The sequence below is a fragment of the Stenotrophomonas sp. SY1 genome, assembly GCF_021202945.1.
In the GTDB taxonomy this organism is placed as follows: domain Bacteria; phylum Pseudomonadota; class Gammaproteobacteria; order Xanthomonadales; family Xanthomonadaceae; genus Stenotrophomonas.
Genome location: NZ_JAJOYR010000001.1, coordinates 268,378 through 283,964, shown reverse-complemented (window position 1 = coordinate 283,964; position 15,587 = coordinate 268,378). Strand labels below are relative to the sequence as shown.

Genomic DNA, 15,587 nt, shown 5'->3' with positions numbered 1-15,587 from the left:
CGTTTTTCGACGGGACAAGGATGTCCCGTCGAAAAATCCCGGCAGCGGAGTGGACCCGCGATACACAGCATCGTGGGCGCGGAGGCGGGGCGTGCTTGACCAGCCATTCGGCTGTTGAAAAGGCGTCTCTTTGCGCCAGGTTTCTTTGCACGAGCAAAGAACGGTGGCTCGCTCCTCGAAGGGGAGTGAAAGCCCTTGATCCTGCTTCTGCTTCTGCTTCGGCTTTGGACAACAGCGAAAGGCAAAGGCTTGCCTCAGATGCCAGAGCCACAGCCGCAGCACCCCTCCCCGGCCCTCCCCTTGGCCTTCGGCCAAAGGGAGGGGGTAACCGCAACAGCTACCGCGGTTGCGGCTGCTACCGCTGAATCAAAGCGGGTACCAGGCCAATGCCGCGCGGAAGTCCGCGGTGGCCTGCCACTCGTGCAGATGCCAACGCGACGCCTCACCCAGCCCCGGGTCGCACCACACCAGCTGCAATGCACCCGACTCGTCGGCGGCAAAACGCAGCTTCTCCAGACCAAAGGAAATGCCGTGGCCATGCGCTTTCAACAGCGCTTCCTTGGCGCACCACACCCGGAAGAACCAATGCTGGCAGTCGGCGTCATCCAAACCGTCCAGCCAGGCGATCTCATCGGGATGGAAGAAACGACGGATAACCTCGCGCATCTGCCGGCGTGGCCGTTGCTGCTCCAGGTCCACTCCCAGCCGCGCGCCCTCGCCCAGCGCCACCAGCAGATGACCGCCGCTGTGGCTCCAGCCGGTGCCGTAATGGGCCAGTTCACCGATCAGCCATGGCCGGTTGCGCTCGTCTCGGGTCAGCGGCAGCCCCTGGGGGCTGTAGCCCAGCTCGGCGGCCAGCAGTTCGCGGGCCTGTGGCTCGCCGCGGGTGCCCGGGGTATGCGGCAGCAGCCACACCTGCACCGGCCCGAACTGCCAGGCGCCCGTCACCATGCCGCGCCAGCCCGGCTGCAACGGAACGACACCGATTTCACGGTCGGGCGCGTTGACTGTGACTCCCGCACCCTCTCAGGTGCATTCCGGCAGGGAGAGTCAGGCATGGGCATCATCATCTGGTTGATCGTCGGTGGCGTCGTGGGTTGGCTGGCCAGCCTCATCATGCGCCGCGATGCGCAGCAGGGCATCATCCTGAATGTCGTGGTCGGCATTGTCGGTGCCATGCTGGCCGGCTTTCTGTTCAGCGGTGGCAGCATCGGCGATGGCATCACCATCCGCTCGTTCCTGTTGTCGCTGCTGGGCGCGGTGATCCTGCTGGCCATCGTCAATCTGTTTACCCGCAAGAAGGTCCGCTGAACACAGGAGCCGGGAACGAGTAGACGCAAGGGCGGTGTCGCTCTTGCCGCTGCTCGTTCCTCATTCCTTTTGACTCATTGCTGGATCTGCACCCAGGCCGGCGCATGGTCGCTGGGGCGTTCCCAGGTGCGCGGCTCGCGATCGATGCCCGAGGCCACCGCGCGTGACTTGAGTGCATCGGAGACCAGCGTCAGGTCGATGCGCAGGCCCAGGTCGCGACGGAAACCTGCGGCGCGGTAATCCCACCAGCTGAAGATGCCGCCAGCGTCATTGTGCAGGCGGAATCCGTCGTGCAGGCCCAGATCCAGCAGCCTCTGCAGAGCAGCGCGCTCGGCGGTGGAAGTGAGGATGTGGTTCTCGTTCCAGACCACCGGATCATGCACATCGCGCGCATCCGGGGCGATGTTGAAATCGCCCAGCACCACCAGCTGCGGGTACTTCTGCAGTTCGGCGGCGATCCAGTCGTGCACCGCCGCCAGCCAGCGCAGCTTGTACTCGTACTTGTCGGTGCCCACGTCCTGGCCGTTGACCACATACAGATTGATGATGCGCACACCATTGACGGTGCCGGCGATCACCCGCTTCTGCTCATCCTCGAAACCGGGAATGCCGATCTGCACATCCTCGATGGGATCACGCGCCAGCAGCGCGACGCCGTTGTAGGTCTTCTGCCCGGCGAACACGTTGCGGTAGCCCAGTTCGAGCAGGCGCGTATCCGGGAACTTGTGGTCCTCCAGCTTGGTTTCCTGGATGCCGACCACGTCGGGAGCAAAGTCGGCCAGCCACTGTTCCAGGTGCGGCAGGCGGACATTGAGTGAGTTGACGTTCCACGAAGCGATGCGCATATGCGAGATATCCAACCGTTCTGATTCTGAATTCATGGACACGCCAGGGGGAACGGATCTCCCTGCGTGCTCCCAAACCGCAGCGCTGAACACACGGGGTTTTGGCCGGGCAATTTTGCCAGACCTTACTCCACTGCGGCCGGCCGGCCGAGAACATCACTCCGCTAAAAAGAAGCTCCGATACCGTGCAGACAACCGATTGCTGCCCGGCGAGCAGCACATGATGCGTATCAGCGGCCTCCTCCGTGACGCCCGTTCGACAGCCACGGACAAACACGATGCAGCAGCACCGCTGGTGCTCAGAACGGCGGTTCACGACGCCGCCGATGCCTGCCGGCATCTCATCCTCGCAACATCGTCACGGCAGCCGCCGGGCCCGTAGAAATACCTAGATCTTTACGGTGGAACTCCGCTTGTCCGGCCGCTACAGCGTGCGCACAGTGGCATTCGGGAGTCCTTTCGGACTCATCCACCCACCATCACTCTGGATACGCCCATGCCTCGCACCAGATCGATCGTGCTGCTGGCGTTTGCCCTCGCCGGGCCAATGCTGCTCTGCCTCCCATCACATGCGCAGCAAACCAGTGCGCCCACCGTCGATGCCGACGCGGTCACCGCGCTCACCCGGATGGGCGGTGCGCTGCGGGCGCTGGACAACTTCACGCTGTCGGCCAGGACCATCACCGACTACGTGCTCGATGATGGCCAGAAGCTGGCGCTCACCGGCACCGTCAACTACAAGGTGCGCGAGCCGGATCACTTCTTCGTCGAAGTCCAAAGCGACAAACAGCACCGCCAGCTGTTCTACGACGGCAAGACGCTGACCATCTACTCGCCGCGCCTGAAGTACTACGCCACCGTGGATGATCTGAACATGCCGACCCAGGCGCTTCTGGCCGAATCGGCCACCACCTACGGCGTGGATTTCCCGCTGGCCGACCTGTTCCTGTGGGGCACGCCGGCGTTCCCGACCGACCGCTTCACCTCGGCGATGCTGGTGGGCACCGAAACCATCGATGGTGAGCGCAGCAAGCATTACGCCTACCGCATGCCCGGCGTGGACTGGCAGGTGTGGATCTCCGATGCCACGCAGCTGCCTCGACAAGTGGTGATCACCAGCCACAACGATCCGGCCTTGCCTGACTACGTGGCCACGCTGCATTGGGACACCAAACGCGCGGTCAGCCCCAAGGAGCTGGCGTTCAACCCCTCCGGCGCGACCAGGATCGTGTTCGTTCCGGTGGCCGTGGCTGCCCAAACCGCCAACGGAGGCAACTGAGCATGGAACTTCGCTCTCTTCTGCGCAGCGCGTCGGGCAGTGCGTTGCTGACACTTGCCGGTGCAGCGATGCTGTACCCGGCTCCGGCTGATGCGCGGCCCGGCCTGCGTGCCTTCGCCAATCATTCCGTCGCCCGTCCGGGCGGCTTCGGTGGCGGCATGGCCCATGCCGGCGGTGGCCTGGCACCACGTCCACCCGGCCCCCGCCCTGCACCACAGCCCGGCCCGCACCCCGAACCGGGACCGCATCCGGGGCCGGGGCCGAACCCCGGACCGCATCCAGGACCACATCCTGGTCCTGGTCCTGGTCCTGGTCCGGGTCCGGGTCCGCATCCGCCCGGGCCGCCACCACCGGGTCCAGGCCCAGGGCCGGGTCCGCATCCGCCCGGACCGCCGCCACCAGGCCCGGGCCCAGGGCCGGGGCCCCATCCCTACCCGCCGCCGCCTCCGCCGCCGTACTGGGATCACCCGTTCTGGGATGCGGCCGCGTTCACTGCCGGCGTTGCGGTCACCTCGGCAATGATCGGTTCGATCGTGTATTCGCTGCCGGTGGATTGCACCACGGTGATCGTCAACGGCATCGGCTACCAGCATTGCGACAACGCCTGGTACCAGCCGCGCTACGTCGGCACCACCGTGCAGTACATCGTGGTCGACTCGCCGCAATGACGCACCGCACATCAACACGGCAACAGGAGGCAGGTGCATGACCGGATTGAAACTGTTGGCGCTGGGATGCCTGCTATGTGCAGGCCACGCCGCCGCGCAGGGCACGTCCACCGCCGCGACGACAACGGCGACCACGTCCTCCACGGACGACATCGCGCGCAAGCTCGCCGACCCTGGCGCGGCGCTGATCTCGGTGCCGTTTCAGTACAACTACCTGGGCTCGGTCGGGCCGGGCGGCGACTTCCACAACCAACAGTTGAAGATCCAGCCGGTGATCCCCTTCGTGGGTGACAACGGCAAGTTCATCCTGCGCCCGATCCTGCCGCTGAGCTGGAACCAGTTTCCGGAAGACAAGCACGGCACCGGCGATCTTTTCGTGCAGGGCTACTACATCCCCAAGACCGCGTCGGAAGCGCATGGCACCGAATTCGGGTTCGGTGCCGCCGCGCTGCTGGACACCGCTTCGCATGACAGCCTTGGCACAGGCAAGTATTCGCTGGGCCCGGCCTTCATTCTTGTCCACAAGACCAAGTCCTGGACGGTCGGCGCGCTGGCCAATCATGTCTGGTCGATTGGGGGCGACAGCGATCGCGATGACGTGAGCAGCACCAGCGTCCAGCCCTTCGTCACCCGCAACCTGCCCGATGGCTGGTCACTGAGCTTCACTTCCGAAACCAACTACAACTGGAAGGCCGCCAGCAGCGATGCATGGACGGTGCCCTTGGGCGCCACCGTATCGAAGGTGCTGCGGCTTGGGCATACACCGGTGAGCATCGGCGTGGGCGGCTTCTACAACCTCGATCGTCCGCAGTACGCCAACCGCTGGACTGGCCGCCTCATGGTCACACTGGTCTTTCCCGAGTAAGGCCGGCGCATCGTGCGCCGCGCCGCTACTGACGAGGTCCTGGAGCTGGCCGGGCCCCGCATGCGACCGGAGCACGAAGATGAAGTCCCTCACTCTCCCCGCCGTTGCCATTGCACTGCTTGCCGGCCTGCTCGGCGGCTGCAGCAGCAGCGGCCAGAGCTCCCCCGGTACGCCCGCTGCGGCCAGTGAAAAGCATGAAGCGCAGCGCAAGGCACGCGAGGAAGCGGCCCTGGTGCTCTCGCGCCTGTACGCACAACAACCTGACGCCCGCCACGCAGTCGAACACGCCGCCGGCTATGCGGTATTCCGCAGCGTCGGGCTCAAGGTGCTGATCGCCGGCGGTGGCAGCGGCCACGGTGTGGCGATCGACAATCGCAGCGGCCAGGAAACCTTCATGCGCATGGTCGAAGTCCAGGCCGGCCTGGGCTTTGGTGCCAAGCAGTTCGATCTGGTGTGGATATTCAGGACGCCGGAGGCCTACAACGACTTCATCACCCAGGGCATCCAGATCGGTGGCCAGGCCACGCTTGCGGCCAAGGTCGATGGGGCCGGTGCCGGTGTGGCCGGTGCGGCGCAGGTCTCCGATGCGGTCTGGGTGTACCAGATGACCGGGACCGGGCTGGCGGCCGAACTGACCGTCAAGGGCACCCGCTACTACCCGGACAAGAAGTTGAACTGAGCCCGCGCTACGCTGCAACGGCCACCGTTCGCCTGTCCCTCGTCATCACAGGAGCCCGCGCATGAAAGAGCATCCCCTGATCTGGATCATCAGCCTGTTTCTGGTGCCGATGCTGGCCGCGCTGGTGGTGAGCCTTCTGGTACGCCACCGTGGCATTTCCGCCAACGCGGTGCTGGCCTGGTTCGTGATTACCTGCTGGATCGGTGCACTGGGCGTGATCCTGGCGCAGGTGCGGTAGCCGCACCATTGCCGATCAGAGCGATTGACCCAGTTCGATGAACAGCACGTTCTGGCCGCCTTCGCGGAAGCCCACGCCGAAGATCAACGGGCCGATCCACGAATCAAAGCCCAGGAACAGGCTGCCGTTCCAGATGCCGTCGCTGAGCGACATGTCGCTGCGGCGCTGCCAGGCATTGCCATATTCAACCGTGCCTCCCACCTGTGCCGAGCGGCCCAGCACCTTGCCCAGTTCGTAGGTGTAGCCGGTAAAACCCAGCGCGTAGTCCTGGCCGGTCAGCTGGTTGTGCTGGAAACCGGCCAGCCGCCAGCGACCGCCGAGCCGGTACAGGCTCTGCACCGGCGCGGTACCCGAAGACGTGACGTGGTAGCGCAGCCCGAACTGCAGCGCATGCTTGCCAAACGATTTGGCCGCCACCGCATCCAGGTCCATCTGTCCGAAGCGGCTGTCCGCACCCAGACCGGTGCGTGATTGGTAGGTACCCAGATTGACCAGGTAACCATCACGCGGGAAGTAGAGGCTGTCGATGTCGTCCAGCGTGGCCGCCGCGACCAGCGCGCCTTCCTCGAAATGCACCCGCGGGATCGTGGGATCGCCCACTTCCACCTTGGCATTGCCGGTGTAACGCTCGACCCCGGCACTCAGCGTCAGTACGTTGGAAACATTGCGCACCAGGCCGAAGGTCGCACCGATGCGGCGTACCCGGTACCGCGCAATCTTGTCGCCGTCATCGTTGTACAGATTGAACGAGCGGGTCTGGAACCCGCCGTCCACCTGGAACGCATAGCGATCGAGCAGATCGAACGGGTGGTAGTACTGGCCAGTCAGCGCGGGTTCGCTTCCGATCTGCAGGCCGACCCGTGCCTCGGCGCCATACGGCGACAGCGGAGCGAACAGCAGCCCCGCGCGCAGGTTGCTTTCGTGATTGCCTTCCAGATCGTTGCTCAGGCTCAAGCCGGCTTCCAGGTAGGCCGGTCCATTGGGTTTGCCATGCGCGGTGATCACCACGCCGGTCTTGCCGTCACGTTCCTGCACGTCATAGGTGATGCTGGCCAGCGTGCCCATGCCATACGCGCGCAAGGCGCCGGCCTGCATGGCGGGCACGTCCAGCGGCTGGCCCAGCTTCACCGGCAGGTAGGAGAGCAACAGCTCATCGGCATAACCGGTGTCGTTGACCACATCGACGAACTCGATGGCCGCAGGCGCGGTTGGTGTCGCCCGCTGTGCGCGTACGGCGGCCAGTTGCCGGTACTCGTCCGGGTTCTGCGCGAACGCGCGCAATGCCGGCGTGGCCTTGTCTGCGGCGAGCTGGCCGATCCGCAACGCTTCGGGCGCCTTGTCGAAATCACCGGTGGCAACCTTGCCGGTCAGGTCCGGCGAGATCAGCAGATCCTGCGTGCCCAGGCTGTCGAGCTGGATCTGCGCACTGCGCGTGGTCAGAAAGCCGCTGAGCTGGCTGACCACATCCACCAGGCTGGCATTGCCATCCAAGGGCTTGAGCGGCGTACCCACGTCCACTGCAATCACGCGATCGGCGCCCATGCCACGCACCACGTCGATCGGCACCTGGTTGGACAACCCGCCATCAAGCAATACGTGGCCATCGATCACCACCGGGCGGAAGATGCCCGGCAGCGACATGCTGGCCCGCATCGCCATCGGCAGGCTGCCCTTGGCCAGTACCACGGCTTCACCGGTATTGATGTCGGTGGCGATGGCACGGAACGGGATGGGCAGGTCGTCGAAATCGCCGCTGACCCGGCTGCCGCCCGTCGCGCGCTCGAACAACCCCATCAGTTTTTCGCCTTCGGACAGACCACCGGCCAGTGCCACCGCCTTGTCACCACCGCCCAGTCCGATGCCAAGCGGAGCCAGCTGCACATAGTCGTCTGCCTTGCGCCGCAGCGAACGTTCGCGACGCGGCAGGGTGTCACTGAACATCGTCATCCATTCGGTGCTCAGGACCAGTTGTTCGATCTGTTCCGGGCTCGATCCGGTCGCGTACAACGCGCCGACCAGCGCACCGGCGCTGGTTCCGGCAATGCAGTCAACCGGAATGTTGAGTGCTTCCAGCTGGCGCAGGATGCGCACATGCGCGATGCCGCGCGCGCCACCACCGCCCAGTGCCAGGCCAATACGCGGGCGCTGGTCCCCCGGGGCTCGCACCCCGCAGTTGTTGCCATCCACGTTCGGCACCGTGGGCCGGACCGTTCCTTCCGCAGCCTGCAGCCCGGGCGGCAGCAGCAACAGCGCCAGCACGCAACTGCAGGCACACCAGGATCGGAATACTGACGGGGGAGGTTTCATCGCCATGCGCTGCCGGCCTGGATGTAGAACGTATCGTCCTCCGGCCCCCAGGCATAATCCAGGCCGACATGCATGCCGAGCTGGCGGGCAATCAGGTAACGCACGCCGGCACCCTTGGAAACCTGGCTGGCACCATCACCAAAGCTGTTGTGCCGGCCCCAGGTGCGGCCGGCACCGACAAAGCCGATCAGTGCCCAGCGTCGAGTCATGTTCCAGCGCAGTTCGGTCTCCAGTACCGCCGCGCGCGTGTCCTGGTAGCGCGCCGAACCGATGCCACGCAGGTCGATGTAGGGCAGCCGATAGAACGGAATATCGCCGTTGGCCCAGCGCGCATCGGCGCGCCCACCGAGGATGAAATGCTTGCCAATCGGCCAATAACCGTAAACATGGCCCCGGTAGCTCTGGAAGCTGTTCTCGCTGCCGATGCCCGGCAGGTAGAAATTGCCTTCGATCATGCCCAGCCAGCCACTTGAGGGTGTGAACGGGTTGTCGCGCGAATCATATTCCAGTGACAGCCCCAGCCCCGAGGTGCGACTGGACAGTTCATGCGGCTTGAATTGCTCACGGTCCGAGGCCACCTCGAAACCGACGTCCAGATCCATGTAGATCCAGGCCAGGCCCAGATACAGGTCACGCTTGCCCAGCTGCCGGAAGCCTTGCTGGAACGACATGATGCCGTCGGTGTTGTATTCGATCTTCTGCGTCGGGAACAGCGTGCCCGGGGTGTAGAACCCCAGGTTCATGGAAGCCTTGGCGACACCGCCCCTGTATCGCCAGCGGTCATCGTCGAAATGCAGCGATGCCCCCACTCCATATGCCTTGCTGCCGTTCTCGGTACGCATCACCGCGCCACCGTAGATGTCGGGCGTGGCCATCTTCGGCTTGCCGTCTGCCGGGGCATCGCCGGTTGCTGTTGGCGGTTGTCGATGGAAGAACGCCAGTGCGACGCCGCCGCCATTGCCCACCGCCGGATCGGTGATGACGATCGGCACCGGCAGGAACCCTCGATGTTCGAGCAACCAGCGCGACATGTCGAAATGGCCATCCTCGGCATCACGGAACAGCGAGGTGTGCGGCGCCGACGCTGGCGTTGTCGCAGGTGTTGCTGCGGCCGATGTCGCGGTGGCTTCCTGTGCGTTGCACAGCGCGGGCGATGCCAGCACCAACAGTGTTACCACCCTTGCAGCGTTGCCGATCGACACAGACCACCTCATGTTCCGCAGTGAAGGAGTGCCAGCGGGGCTGCTGCCTTGCACATCGTGACCCGTGGCGAAACCACGCGGCCCGGCGATCAAGGTGCGCGGGGCCATGCCGGTGGAGGGGGGAGATTTCCCGACATGGCCCCGCGCGTTTGAATCGTTTGCAGCGTGCTACCGGTGCATTCAGCGCGGCGCGGTCGAGCCCGGCGGGAACGATGCGAACATCTTGTCCAGCCCTGCATCGACGGCGACATTGACCTTGTCCGGCGAGCTGGGCACGGTGCCACTGGCGGTCCCACGCCACACTGCCTGCTTGGTGCGGGCGTCGAACATGTCCAGCACCAGGGTGCCTACGTCGTAGGTGTGTACGGTGGTGGAGGCGCTTCCCATCGCCATGCCACCACCCCACCCACCACGCCAACCCCAGCCACCCATGCCGGTTCCGCTGTAGAACGTATCCAGAGTCTGCTTCTGGCTGTTGGCGATGTGCGCAGCCAGTGCGATGTCGCCATTGGGCGCCTCGCGCAAGCCCTTGGCCTGCATCCGCGCATTGATGCCGTCGACGATGCGCTGCTGCACCAGCGGCGAGCCGGCTTGGGGTTTGAGCGCCCAGCTGTAGGTCTTGTAGCCCCCGAAGTTGGCCGACGGATCAAAGTCGGTTTTCACCGTCGGGGTGGAGGTACAGGCGACCAGCGAGGTCGCCAGAACGGCGGCAATGGCAATGGCTTTCATGACGCGAGTCTCCAGTTCCAGGATGGTTATGGACGTGCCGCGATGAGCCGTCCTCATGTGGGGTGGTTGCAGCACTTGTGTCGATCACGATAAAGCCACGGCGCTTCCAGGTAATGCGCATTACTACCGAGTCGCGACCGGGAAAATTACCGAGGCGCGCTCAACGCGGCGGGTTGATCACCACGTACTGCACGGTGGTGCCCGAATAGCGCGGCTCGTACCAGACGTTGCCGCACTGCTGGTAGGCCATGCCGTTGATCACGGTGGTGACGCAGCTGGGCGGTACCGAATTGACGATCGAACCAATCACCGCCGAGGTCACCGCCACGCCTGCGGTCACCGCGGCGGCTGTCGCGAACGGGTGATCGTCCCAGCTGTTCCAGTGGTCGTCGTGGTAATCCACGTCCACATGCACATCGCGGTTGACGTTGACGTTGCGATTGACGTTGCGGTTGTGGTTGACCTGGGCGTTGCGGTTCACCTGGGCATTGCGATTGACGTTGCCGCCCTGCGGCCGTTGCGCGGCCCGGTTGACGCTGGTGTGGGCGCTGGCACGTGCCCCGCCAGCGTGCGCGCCTGCACGGGCACCGGCGTGCTGCCCACCGCCACGCTGCACGGCGGCGGCATCCACAGGCAGCGCCAGGTACAACGTGGCCGTGGCTGCGATCAACAGCAGCAGGGGAATGCCGTTTCCGACTCGGGTACGGGTGCGCATGTCACTTCTCCTGCGGGTCTGCGGAAACCACCATCACCACCGGCACCAGTTTGATCCGCGATGCATCGGCCGGCGGTGCGAACCGGAATGCGGTCTCGGCCACCGGCGTGCGCGTATCCCAACGCAGCTGCGCGCGATACTGCGGCAGTGCCGGATCGTCCAGCGAGGTGATGATCAGCTTCTTCGGCAGCGAGGTCGCGGTGGATACCCACAACTGCCAGTCCACGCCCTCCTGCTTGAAGGCGTACTGGTCAACCGGCTCTCCGTCCACCGTGCCGCCACCGATGTACAACGCGCCACGGATCGCGGTCTTGGGAGCCTTGTCCGTGCCCCACAGGAACATGTCGGCCAGTGGCAGATCGATGCCGTAGCGGGTTGCCGCATCCTCGACGAGATCCCCCAGCGTGGCACTCATGCCGTCGACCTGGGCGTAGTACTTGAGCCGCGGCGAGTACACCGACAGGGTGCTGCCGTCATAGAACAGCTGCCGCAGCTGGCGGTCGCTGCGCAGCTCCAGGAACAACTGGTTGGGTGCCTTGACCTTGTAGGTCACCACGCCGTCCAGCTCGATCTTCTGTCCGTCATCAAGCACCACTTCGGTGCTGGCATCAGAGGTCAACGAGAACTGCTTGAGGGCACGCAGCGCGGCGCCCATGCGGTCCAGCGCCGCCAGTGCGGCGGGGTCGCGTTCGCTGTCAGCGGCCGTGGTTGGCGCTGGCGCGGCCGGTTTGGCCTCGGCCGGCGCCGCGTGCAGGCAGGGCACCAGCGTCGCCAGCAACAGGCCGGTCGTCCAGGCAAGGGGTTTTGATGCAGGGGACATGACCGTTTCTCCGCATGGCAGGGAACACAGACAGCCCGGTCACAACCATGACCGGACTGGACTCAGAAACCGGCGCTGATCGTCAGGCTCACCGGATCACCTTCGAAGCGGTTCTTGACGCTGAATTCGCTGACGTACCGCAATGACACGTCCAGGTGCTCGCCGCCGGACCACTTCTTGCCGTAGGTCAGCACCGGCCCCAGCCCGAACGAGCGGCCCTTGAATCCGTCCAGACGATCGGCGGTGTCGCCCTTGTCGTCCTGCAGCTGCTGGATCCAGCCACCGGCCGCGCCGAAGCCCCAGCCGCTGGCGGTGCGCTTGACCACCAGCGCATCCACGCGGGCGACGACGCCGTTCTTGTAGTCGGTGTCATCGTTGCGGGTGTACCAGTCGGTTGCACCGAGCACGCTGAACTCCAGCGTGCCCTTCTGGAACAGGTGCGTGTAGCCAACGGCCGGCGAGAAGGTCCACACGTTCATGCCGGGATTGGCCAGCTGTGTCGGGTCGTACTCGGCGGTAGGAGCGTAGACGTACACACCGAAGGACAAATGCTGCACCTCATTGATGTGGAAGCCGGCGATCACCGGTGCGAAGTACACGTCGAACAGGTTGGATGCATGGTCCTTGGCCTGGCGACGGGCACCCAATGGCCCTTCCAGGTCGGCCGTCGCCTCGGCATCGATGTAAGGCACGGTGAGCATGGAGGCGAAGTTCCAGCGCCCGGCCTTGGTCGGCCACACATAGACGCCGGTGGCCGCGACCAGGCTGACGTCGGCTTCCAGGCCGAAGGAGACCTGCCCGGCAACCGGTGCGGCGCGGCTGGTGCCAATCTTGCCGTCGTACTGGATGTAACTCAGCGACCATTGCATGCCCGGATCCGGCGGGATGACCCCGGCGTAGGAGGTGATCTGCATGCCGGTGATCGAGCGCCCCATCGCACCTTCGGTGGCGATCGCCGGCCCGGCCAGTGCGATGCCCAGCATGCCCAGTACCAACGACGCCAGCTTCCGTTGGCGGCAGGCAGGGGAGCCAATGCGGTCTGATGCTGCCATGGCGGTCATCTCCGGAATCGATCAAGGGGTGTGATGCGGTGTAGCGGGACATCCGGCGGCGCCAGGCGGCCAGGACCCGGCCATCCAGCCGTTCCCGGCTGGCCGGAGGGCGGCGCCACGAGTGGAGACATCGCGCAGGCTCCAACACGCAACCGAAAGCTGGCCGTGCAGGTTCATCCGCGCTCCACGCAACGGAAGCCGACATGGCAGGTGGAGGTGTCAATGGGTTGCGCCATGCGCGCCGCCGGCCGGTATCGCCGGCAGTAGCTGGGCGCACACAGGTGTGAGCCGCCCTTCATCACCCGACGCGGGACCGCGCTTGCATCGCGCGGGTCGTGACTGCGTTCGCGCTCGCCACCACGCGGATTGTCGATCGCACAGCAGGCCTTGCTCTGCAGCTGGTCGTGCTGCTGGTACCAGTCGCTGGTCCACTCCCACACGTTGCCGATCATGTCGTACAGGCCGTAGTCGTTGGGCGCATAGCTGCCCACCGGCGAGGTCCAGCGATGGCCGTCCTCGTCCAGGCTCTGCCACGGGAACTGGCCCTGCCAGGTGTTGGCCTGGTGGCGTCCGTCCAGGGTCAGGCTGTCGCCCCAGGCGAACTCGGTGGGCTCGCGGCCACCGCGTGCGGCGAATTCCCACTCCGCTTCGGTGGGCAGGTCCTTGTCCATCCACTGCGCATAGGCAAGTGCATCGGCAAAGGTCACATGTACCACCGGGTGATCGTCCAGGCCCTGCAACGATGAACCCGGCCCACGCGGATGGCGCCAGTCGGCGCCTGCGATGTAATGCCACCAGTTGTGGGTGTTGTTCATGTCCACCGGGCCCGGCGGTTGCACGAACACCACCGAGGACGGCAGCAGCAGGGCGGGATCGGCACCCGGATAATCGCGTGGATCGGCGGGCTGCTCGGCCGCAGTGACATGCCCGGTCTCACGCACGAAAAGCGCGAACTCGCGGTTGGTCACCGGGTACCGATCAATCCGGAATGGTGCCACCCGCGCCTTGTGCGCCGGACGCTCCTCCGGGTAATGGTCGTTGGAGCCCATCAGGAACACGCCACCGGCGATATCAATCATTGAGTCAGCAACTACGTTCACAACGTCTCCTTGATCACGATGACTGCCTCTTCAACGCCACCCAGCACCGGAAAGATCAGCACGCCGCCAGCCATCCGTGGTGGCTGGCGGCCCGCTCGCGGGCTCGTCTCAGTGACTGCCGGTGGCAGCATCACCGAGCGCCTTGAGCGCGTCATCGATGGTGAAGGTGTTTGGCGTTTGAATGGGCGGGAACTCCTTGAAGGTGGCCGCAAACCTGTCGGCAATCGCAAAGGCACCGAACAGGATGTAGTCATGCTTCAGGAACCACGAGTAGTACGAGTTGGACGTGATGTCGGCGTACTCGTACGGATCGGTCCGCAGGTTGTAAACCTTGGGCAGGCGTAGCCGCGTGAACGGCTCGGCCCATACCTGCATCGTGCCCCGGCAGCGCTGCTCCATGAAGGAGACCTTCCAGTTGTCGTAGCGGATGCCCAGCACGTCGCCGTCGTCACTGAAGTAGACGAACATGTTGCGCGGGCTTTCCTTCTCCTTGCCGGTCAGGTAGCCGGTCAGGTCAAAGCCATCGATGTGGTTCCTGTAGGTACGCCCGGCCGCCTTGTAGCCCTTCTTCAGCTTCGCGCTGACATCCGGGTCACCGGCCATCGCCAGGAACGTGGGCAACCAGTCGTGGTGCTGCACGATGCCGTTGGCCACCGAGCCGGGCTTGACGTGCCCGGGCCAGCGCACCAGCAACGGGATGCGGAACGCGCCCTCCCAGTTGGTGTTCTTCTCGCTGCGGAACGGCGTGGTTGCCGCATCCGGCCAGGAGTTGCGGTGCGGCCCGTTGTCGGTGGAATACATCACGAAGGTGTCTTCGGCGATGCCCAGCTCGTCGAGGAAATCGAGCATCTCGCCCACGTTCTTGTCGTGGTCGATCATGGTGTCGTGATAAGGCGACTGCCAGCGCCCGGCCTGGCCCAGGCTCTTCTTCTTGGTGTGGGTGAACATGTGCATGTGGGTGGTGTTGAGCCAGACGAAGAACGGCTTGTCATCGTCATGCTGGCGCTGGATGAAATCCTTGGCGGCGGCGACGAATTCGTCGTCGCAGGTTTCCATGCGCTTGACGGTCAACGGGCCCGTATCCTCGATCTTCTGCTTGCCGACCTTGCCCCAGCGCTCATGCTTGGTCGGGTCGTCCTTGTCGGTCGCCCAGCTGTGGATCACGCCGCGCGGGCCACGGTTCTTCCTGAAATTGGGGAAATCCTTCTCCGGGAAGTAGTCGTACATCTCCGGCTCTTCCTCGGCATTGAGGTGATAGAGGTTGCCGAAGAACTCATCGAAGCCATGGTTGGTCGGCAGCATCTGGTTGAGGTCGCCGAGGTGGTTCTTGCCGAACTGGCCGGTCGCATAGCCCTGGTTCTTGAGCAGGGCCGCAGTGGTCACCAGCTTGTCGCTCATGCCCACCGGTGCGCCCGGGAAGCCGACCTTCGACAGGCCGGTGCGGTACACGCTCTGCCCGGTGATGAAGGATGAGCGTCCGGCAGTGCATGACTGCTCACCGTAGGAATCGGTGAACAGCATTCCCTCGTTGGCGAGCCGGTCGATATTGGGCGTCTGGTATCCCATCAGGCCGCGGCTGTAGCAGCTCAGGTTGCTGATGCCGACATCGTCACCCCAGATCACCAGGATGTTCGGGCGCTTGCCACTGGCGGACTTCTTCGCCGGGGCGGCGGCTTTCTTGGCCGGGGCGGCTTTCGCTGGTGCCATGACACTCTCCAATGGAACGTGTGGTGATCCGGCATTGCGCCGGCGTACGGGATTGCGGGACTGCGAAGTG

The 15,587-nt window shown here is 64.8% G+C and carries 16 protein-coding genes; 6 read left to right on the top strand and 10 right to left on the bottom strand.

Annotation, left to right across the window (positions count from 1 at the left end; translation table 11 throughout):
• Window positions 1–366: 366 nt before the first annotated feature.
• Window positions 367–951, bottom strand: coding sequence for a 4'-phosphopantetheinyl transferase superfamily protein (locus LR961_RS01030; RefSeq protein WP_232146572.1), 585 nt, complete (start codon window positions 949–951; stop codon window positions 367–369).
• Window positions 952–1,056: 105 nt separating this feature from the next.
• On the opposite strand from LR961_RS01030, the gene LR961_RS01025 reads away from it, so the two are divergent.
• Window positions 1,057–1,311, top strand: a complete 255-nt coding sequence (locus tag LR961_RS01025) for a GlsB/YeaQ/YmgE family stress response membrane protein (protein ID WP_232146571.1) — start codon at window positions 1,057–1,059, stop codon at window positions 1,309–1,311.
• A gap of 74 nt (window positions 1,312–1,385) precedes the next feature.
• On the opposite strand, the gene xth is transcribed toward LR961_RS01025, so the two are convergent.
• Window positions 1,386–2,156 (bottom strand): exodeoxyribonuclease III, encoded by a 771-nt coding sequence (gene xth, locus LR961_RS01020; protein ID WP_232149137.1) that lies wholly within the window; start codon window positions 2,154–2,156, stop codon window positions 1,386–1,388.
• 496 nt (window positions 2,157–2,652) lie between these two features.
• Here xth and LR961_RS01015 point away from each other — a divergent pair, with 496 nt between their 5' ends.
• The 5 genes from LR961_RS01015 (at window position 2,653) to LR961_RS00995 (ending at window position 5,885) form a co-directional block, all read left to right on the top strand.
• Complete coding sequence (locus LR961_RS01015; protein WP_232146570.1) at window positions 2,653–3,435, top strand: DUF2092 domain-containing protein; 783 nt, start codon at window positions 2,653–2,655, stop codon at window positions 3,433–3,435.
• Between the two features lie 518 nt (window positions 3,436–3,953).
• The gene (locus tag LR961_RS01010; protein WP_232146569.1) at window positions 3,954–4,103 is read left to right on the top strand and encodes a hypothetical protein; all 150 of its coding nucleotides are present in this window, start codon (window positions 3,954–3,956) and stop codon (window positions 4,101–4,103) included.
• Window positions 4,104–4,140: 37 nt separating this feature from the next.
• Window positions 4,141–4,968: a hypothetical protein gene (locus LR961_RS01005; RefSeq protein WP_232146568.1), complete on the top strand. Its 828-nt coding sequence runs from the start codon at window positions 4,141–4,143 to the stop codon at window positions 4,966–4,968.
• Between the two features lie 79 nt (window positions 4,969–5,047).
• A complete protein-coding gene (locus tag LR961_RS01000; RefSeq protein ID WP_232146567.1) occupies window positions 5,048–5,647 on the top strand; it encodes a YSC84-related protein in 600 nt (199 codons plus the stop codon).
• A 61-nt stretch (window positions 5,648–5,708) separates the two neighbouring features.
• On the top strand, window positions 5,709–5,885 hold the full coding sequence (locus LR961_RS00995) for a hypothetical protein (RefSeq protein ID WP_232146566.1): 177 nt from the start codon (window positions 5,709–5,711) through the stop codon (window positions 5,883–5,885).
• A gap of 15 nt (window positions 5,886–5,900) precedes the next feature.
• Here LR961_RS00995 and LR961_RS00990 read toward each other — a convergent pair whose 3' ends face one another.
• From LR961_RS00990 to LR961_RS00955, 8 genes are all read right to left on the bottom strand, one after another.
• Window positions 5,901–8,144, bottom strand: coding sequence for a patatin-like phospholipase family protein (locus LR961_RS00990; RefSeq protein ID WP_232146565.1), 2,244 nt, complete (start codon window positions 8,142–8,144; stop codon window positions 5,901–5,903).
• A gap of 44 nt (window positions 8,145–8,188) precedes the next feature.
• A complete protein-coding gene (locus tag LR961_RS00985) occupies window positions 8,189–9,394 on the bottom strand; it encodes a BamA/TamA family outer membrane protein (RefSeq protein ID WP_232146564.1) in 1,206 nt (401 codons plus the stop codon).
• Between the two features lie 180 nt (window positions 9,395–9,574).
• Window positions 9,575–10,123 (bottom strand): DUF4136 domain-containing protein, encoded by a 549-nt coding sequence (locus LR961_RS00980; protein WP_232146563.1) that lies wholly within the window; start codon window positions 10,121–10,123, stop codon window positions 9,575–9,577.
• A gap of 160 nt (window positions 10,124–10,283) precedes the next feature.
• Window positions 10,284–10,838 (bottom strand): hypothetical protein, encoded by a 555-nt coding sequence (locus LR961_RS00975; protein WP_232146562.1) that lies wholly within the window; start codon window positions 10,836–10,838, stop codon window positions 10,284–10,286.
• 1 nt (window position 10,839) lies between these two features.
• Complete coding sequence (locus tag LR961_RS00970) at window positions 10,840–11,658, bottom strand: DUF2092 domain-containing protein (protein ID WP_232146561.1); 819 nt, start codon at window positions 11,656–11,658, stop codon at window positions 10,840–10,842.
• Window positions 11,659–11,720: 62 nt separating this feature from the next.
• Complete coding sequence (locus LR961_RS00965; RefSeq protein WP_232146560.1) at window positions 11,721–12,710, bottom strand: transporter; 990 nt, start codon at window positions 12,708–12,710, stop codon at window positions 11,721–11,723.
• Window positions 12,711–12,883: 173 nt separating this feature from the next.
• On the bottom strand, window positions 12,884–13,810 hold the full coding sequence (locus LR961_RS00960; protein ID WP_232146559.1) for a formylglycine-generating enzyme family protein: 927 nt from the start codon (window positions 13,808–13,810) through the stop codon (window positions 12,884–12,886).
• A 108-nt stretch (window positions 13,811–13,918) separates the two neighbouring features.
• On the bottom strand, window positions 13,919–15,517 hold the full coding sequence (locus tag LR961_RS00955) for an arylsulfatase (RefSeq protein ID WP_232146558.1): 1,599 nt from the start codon (window positions 15,515–15,517) through the stop codon (window positions 13,919–13,921).
• Window positions 15,518–15,587 lie beyond the last annotated feature (70 nt).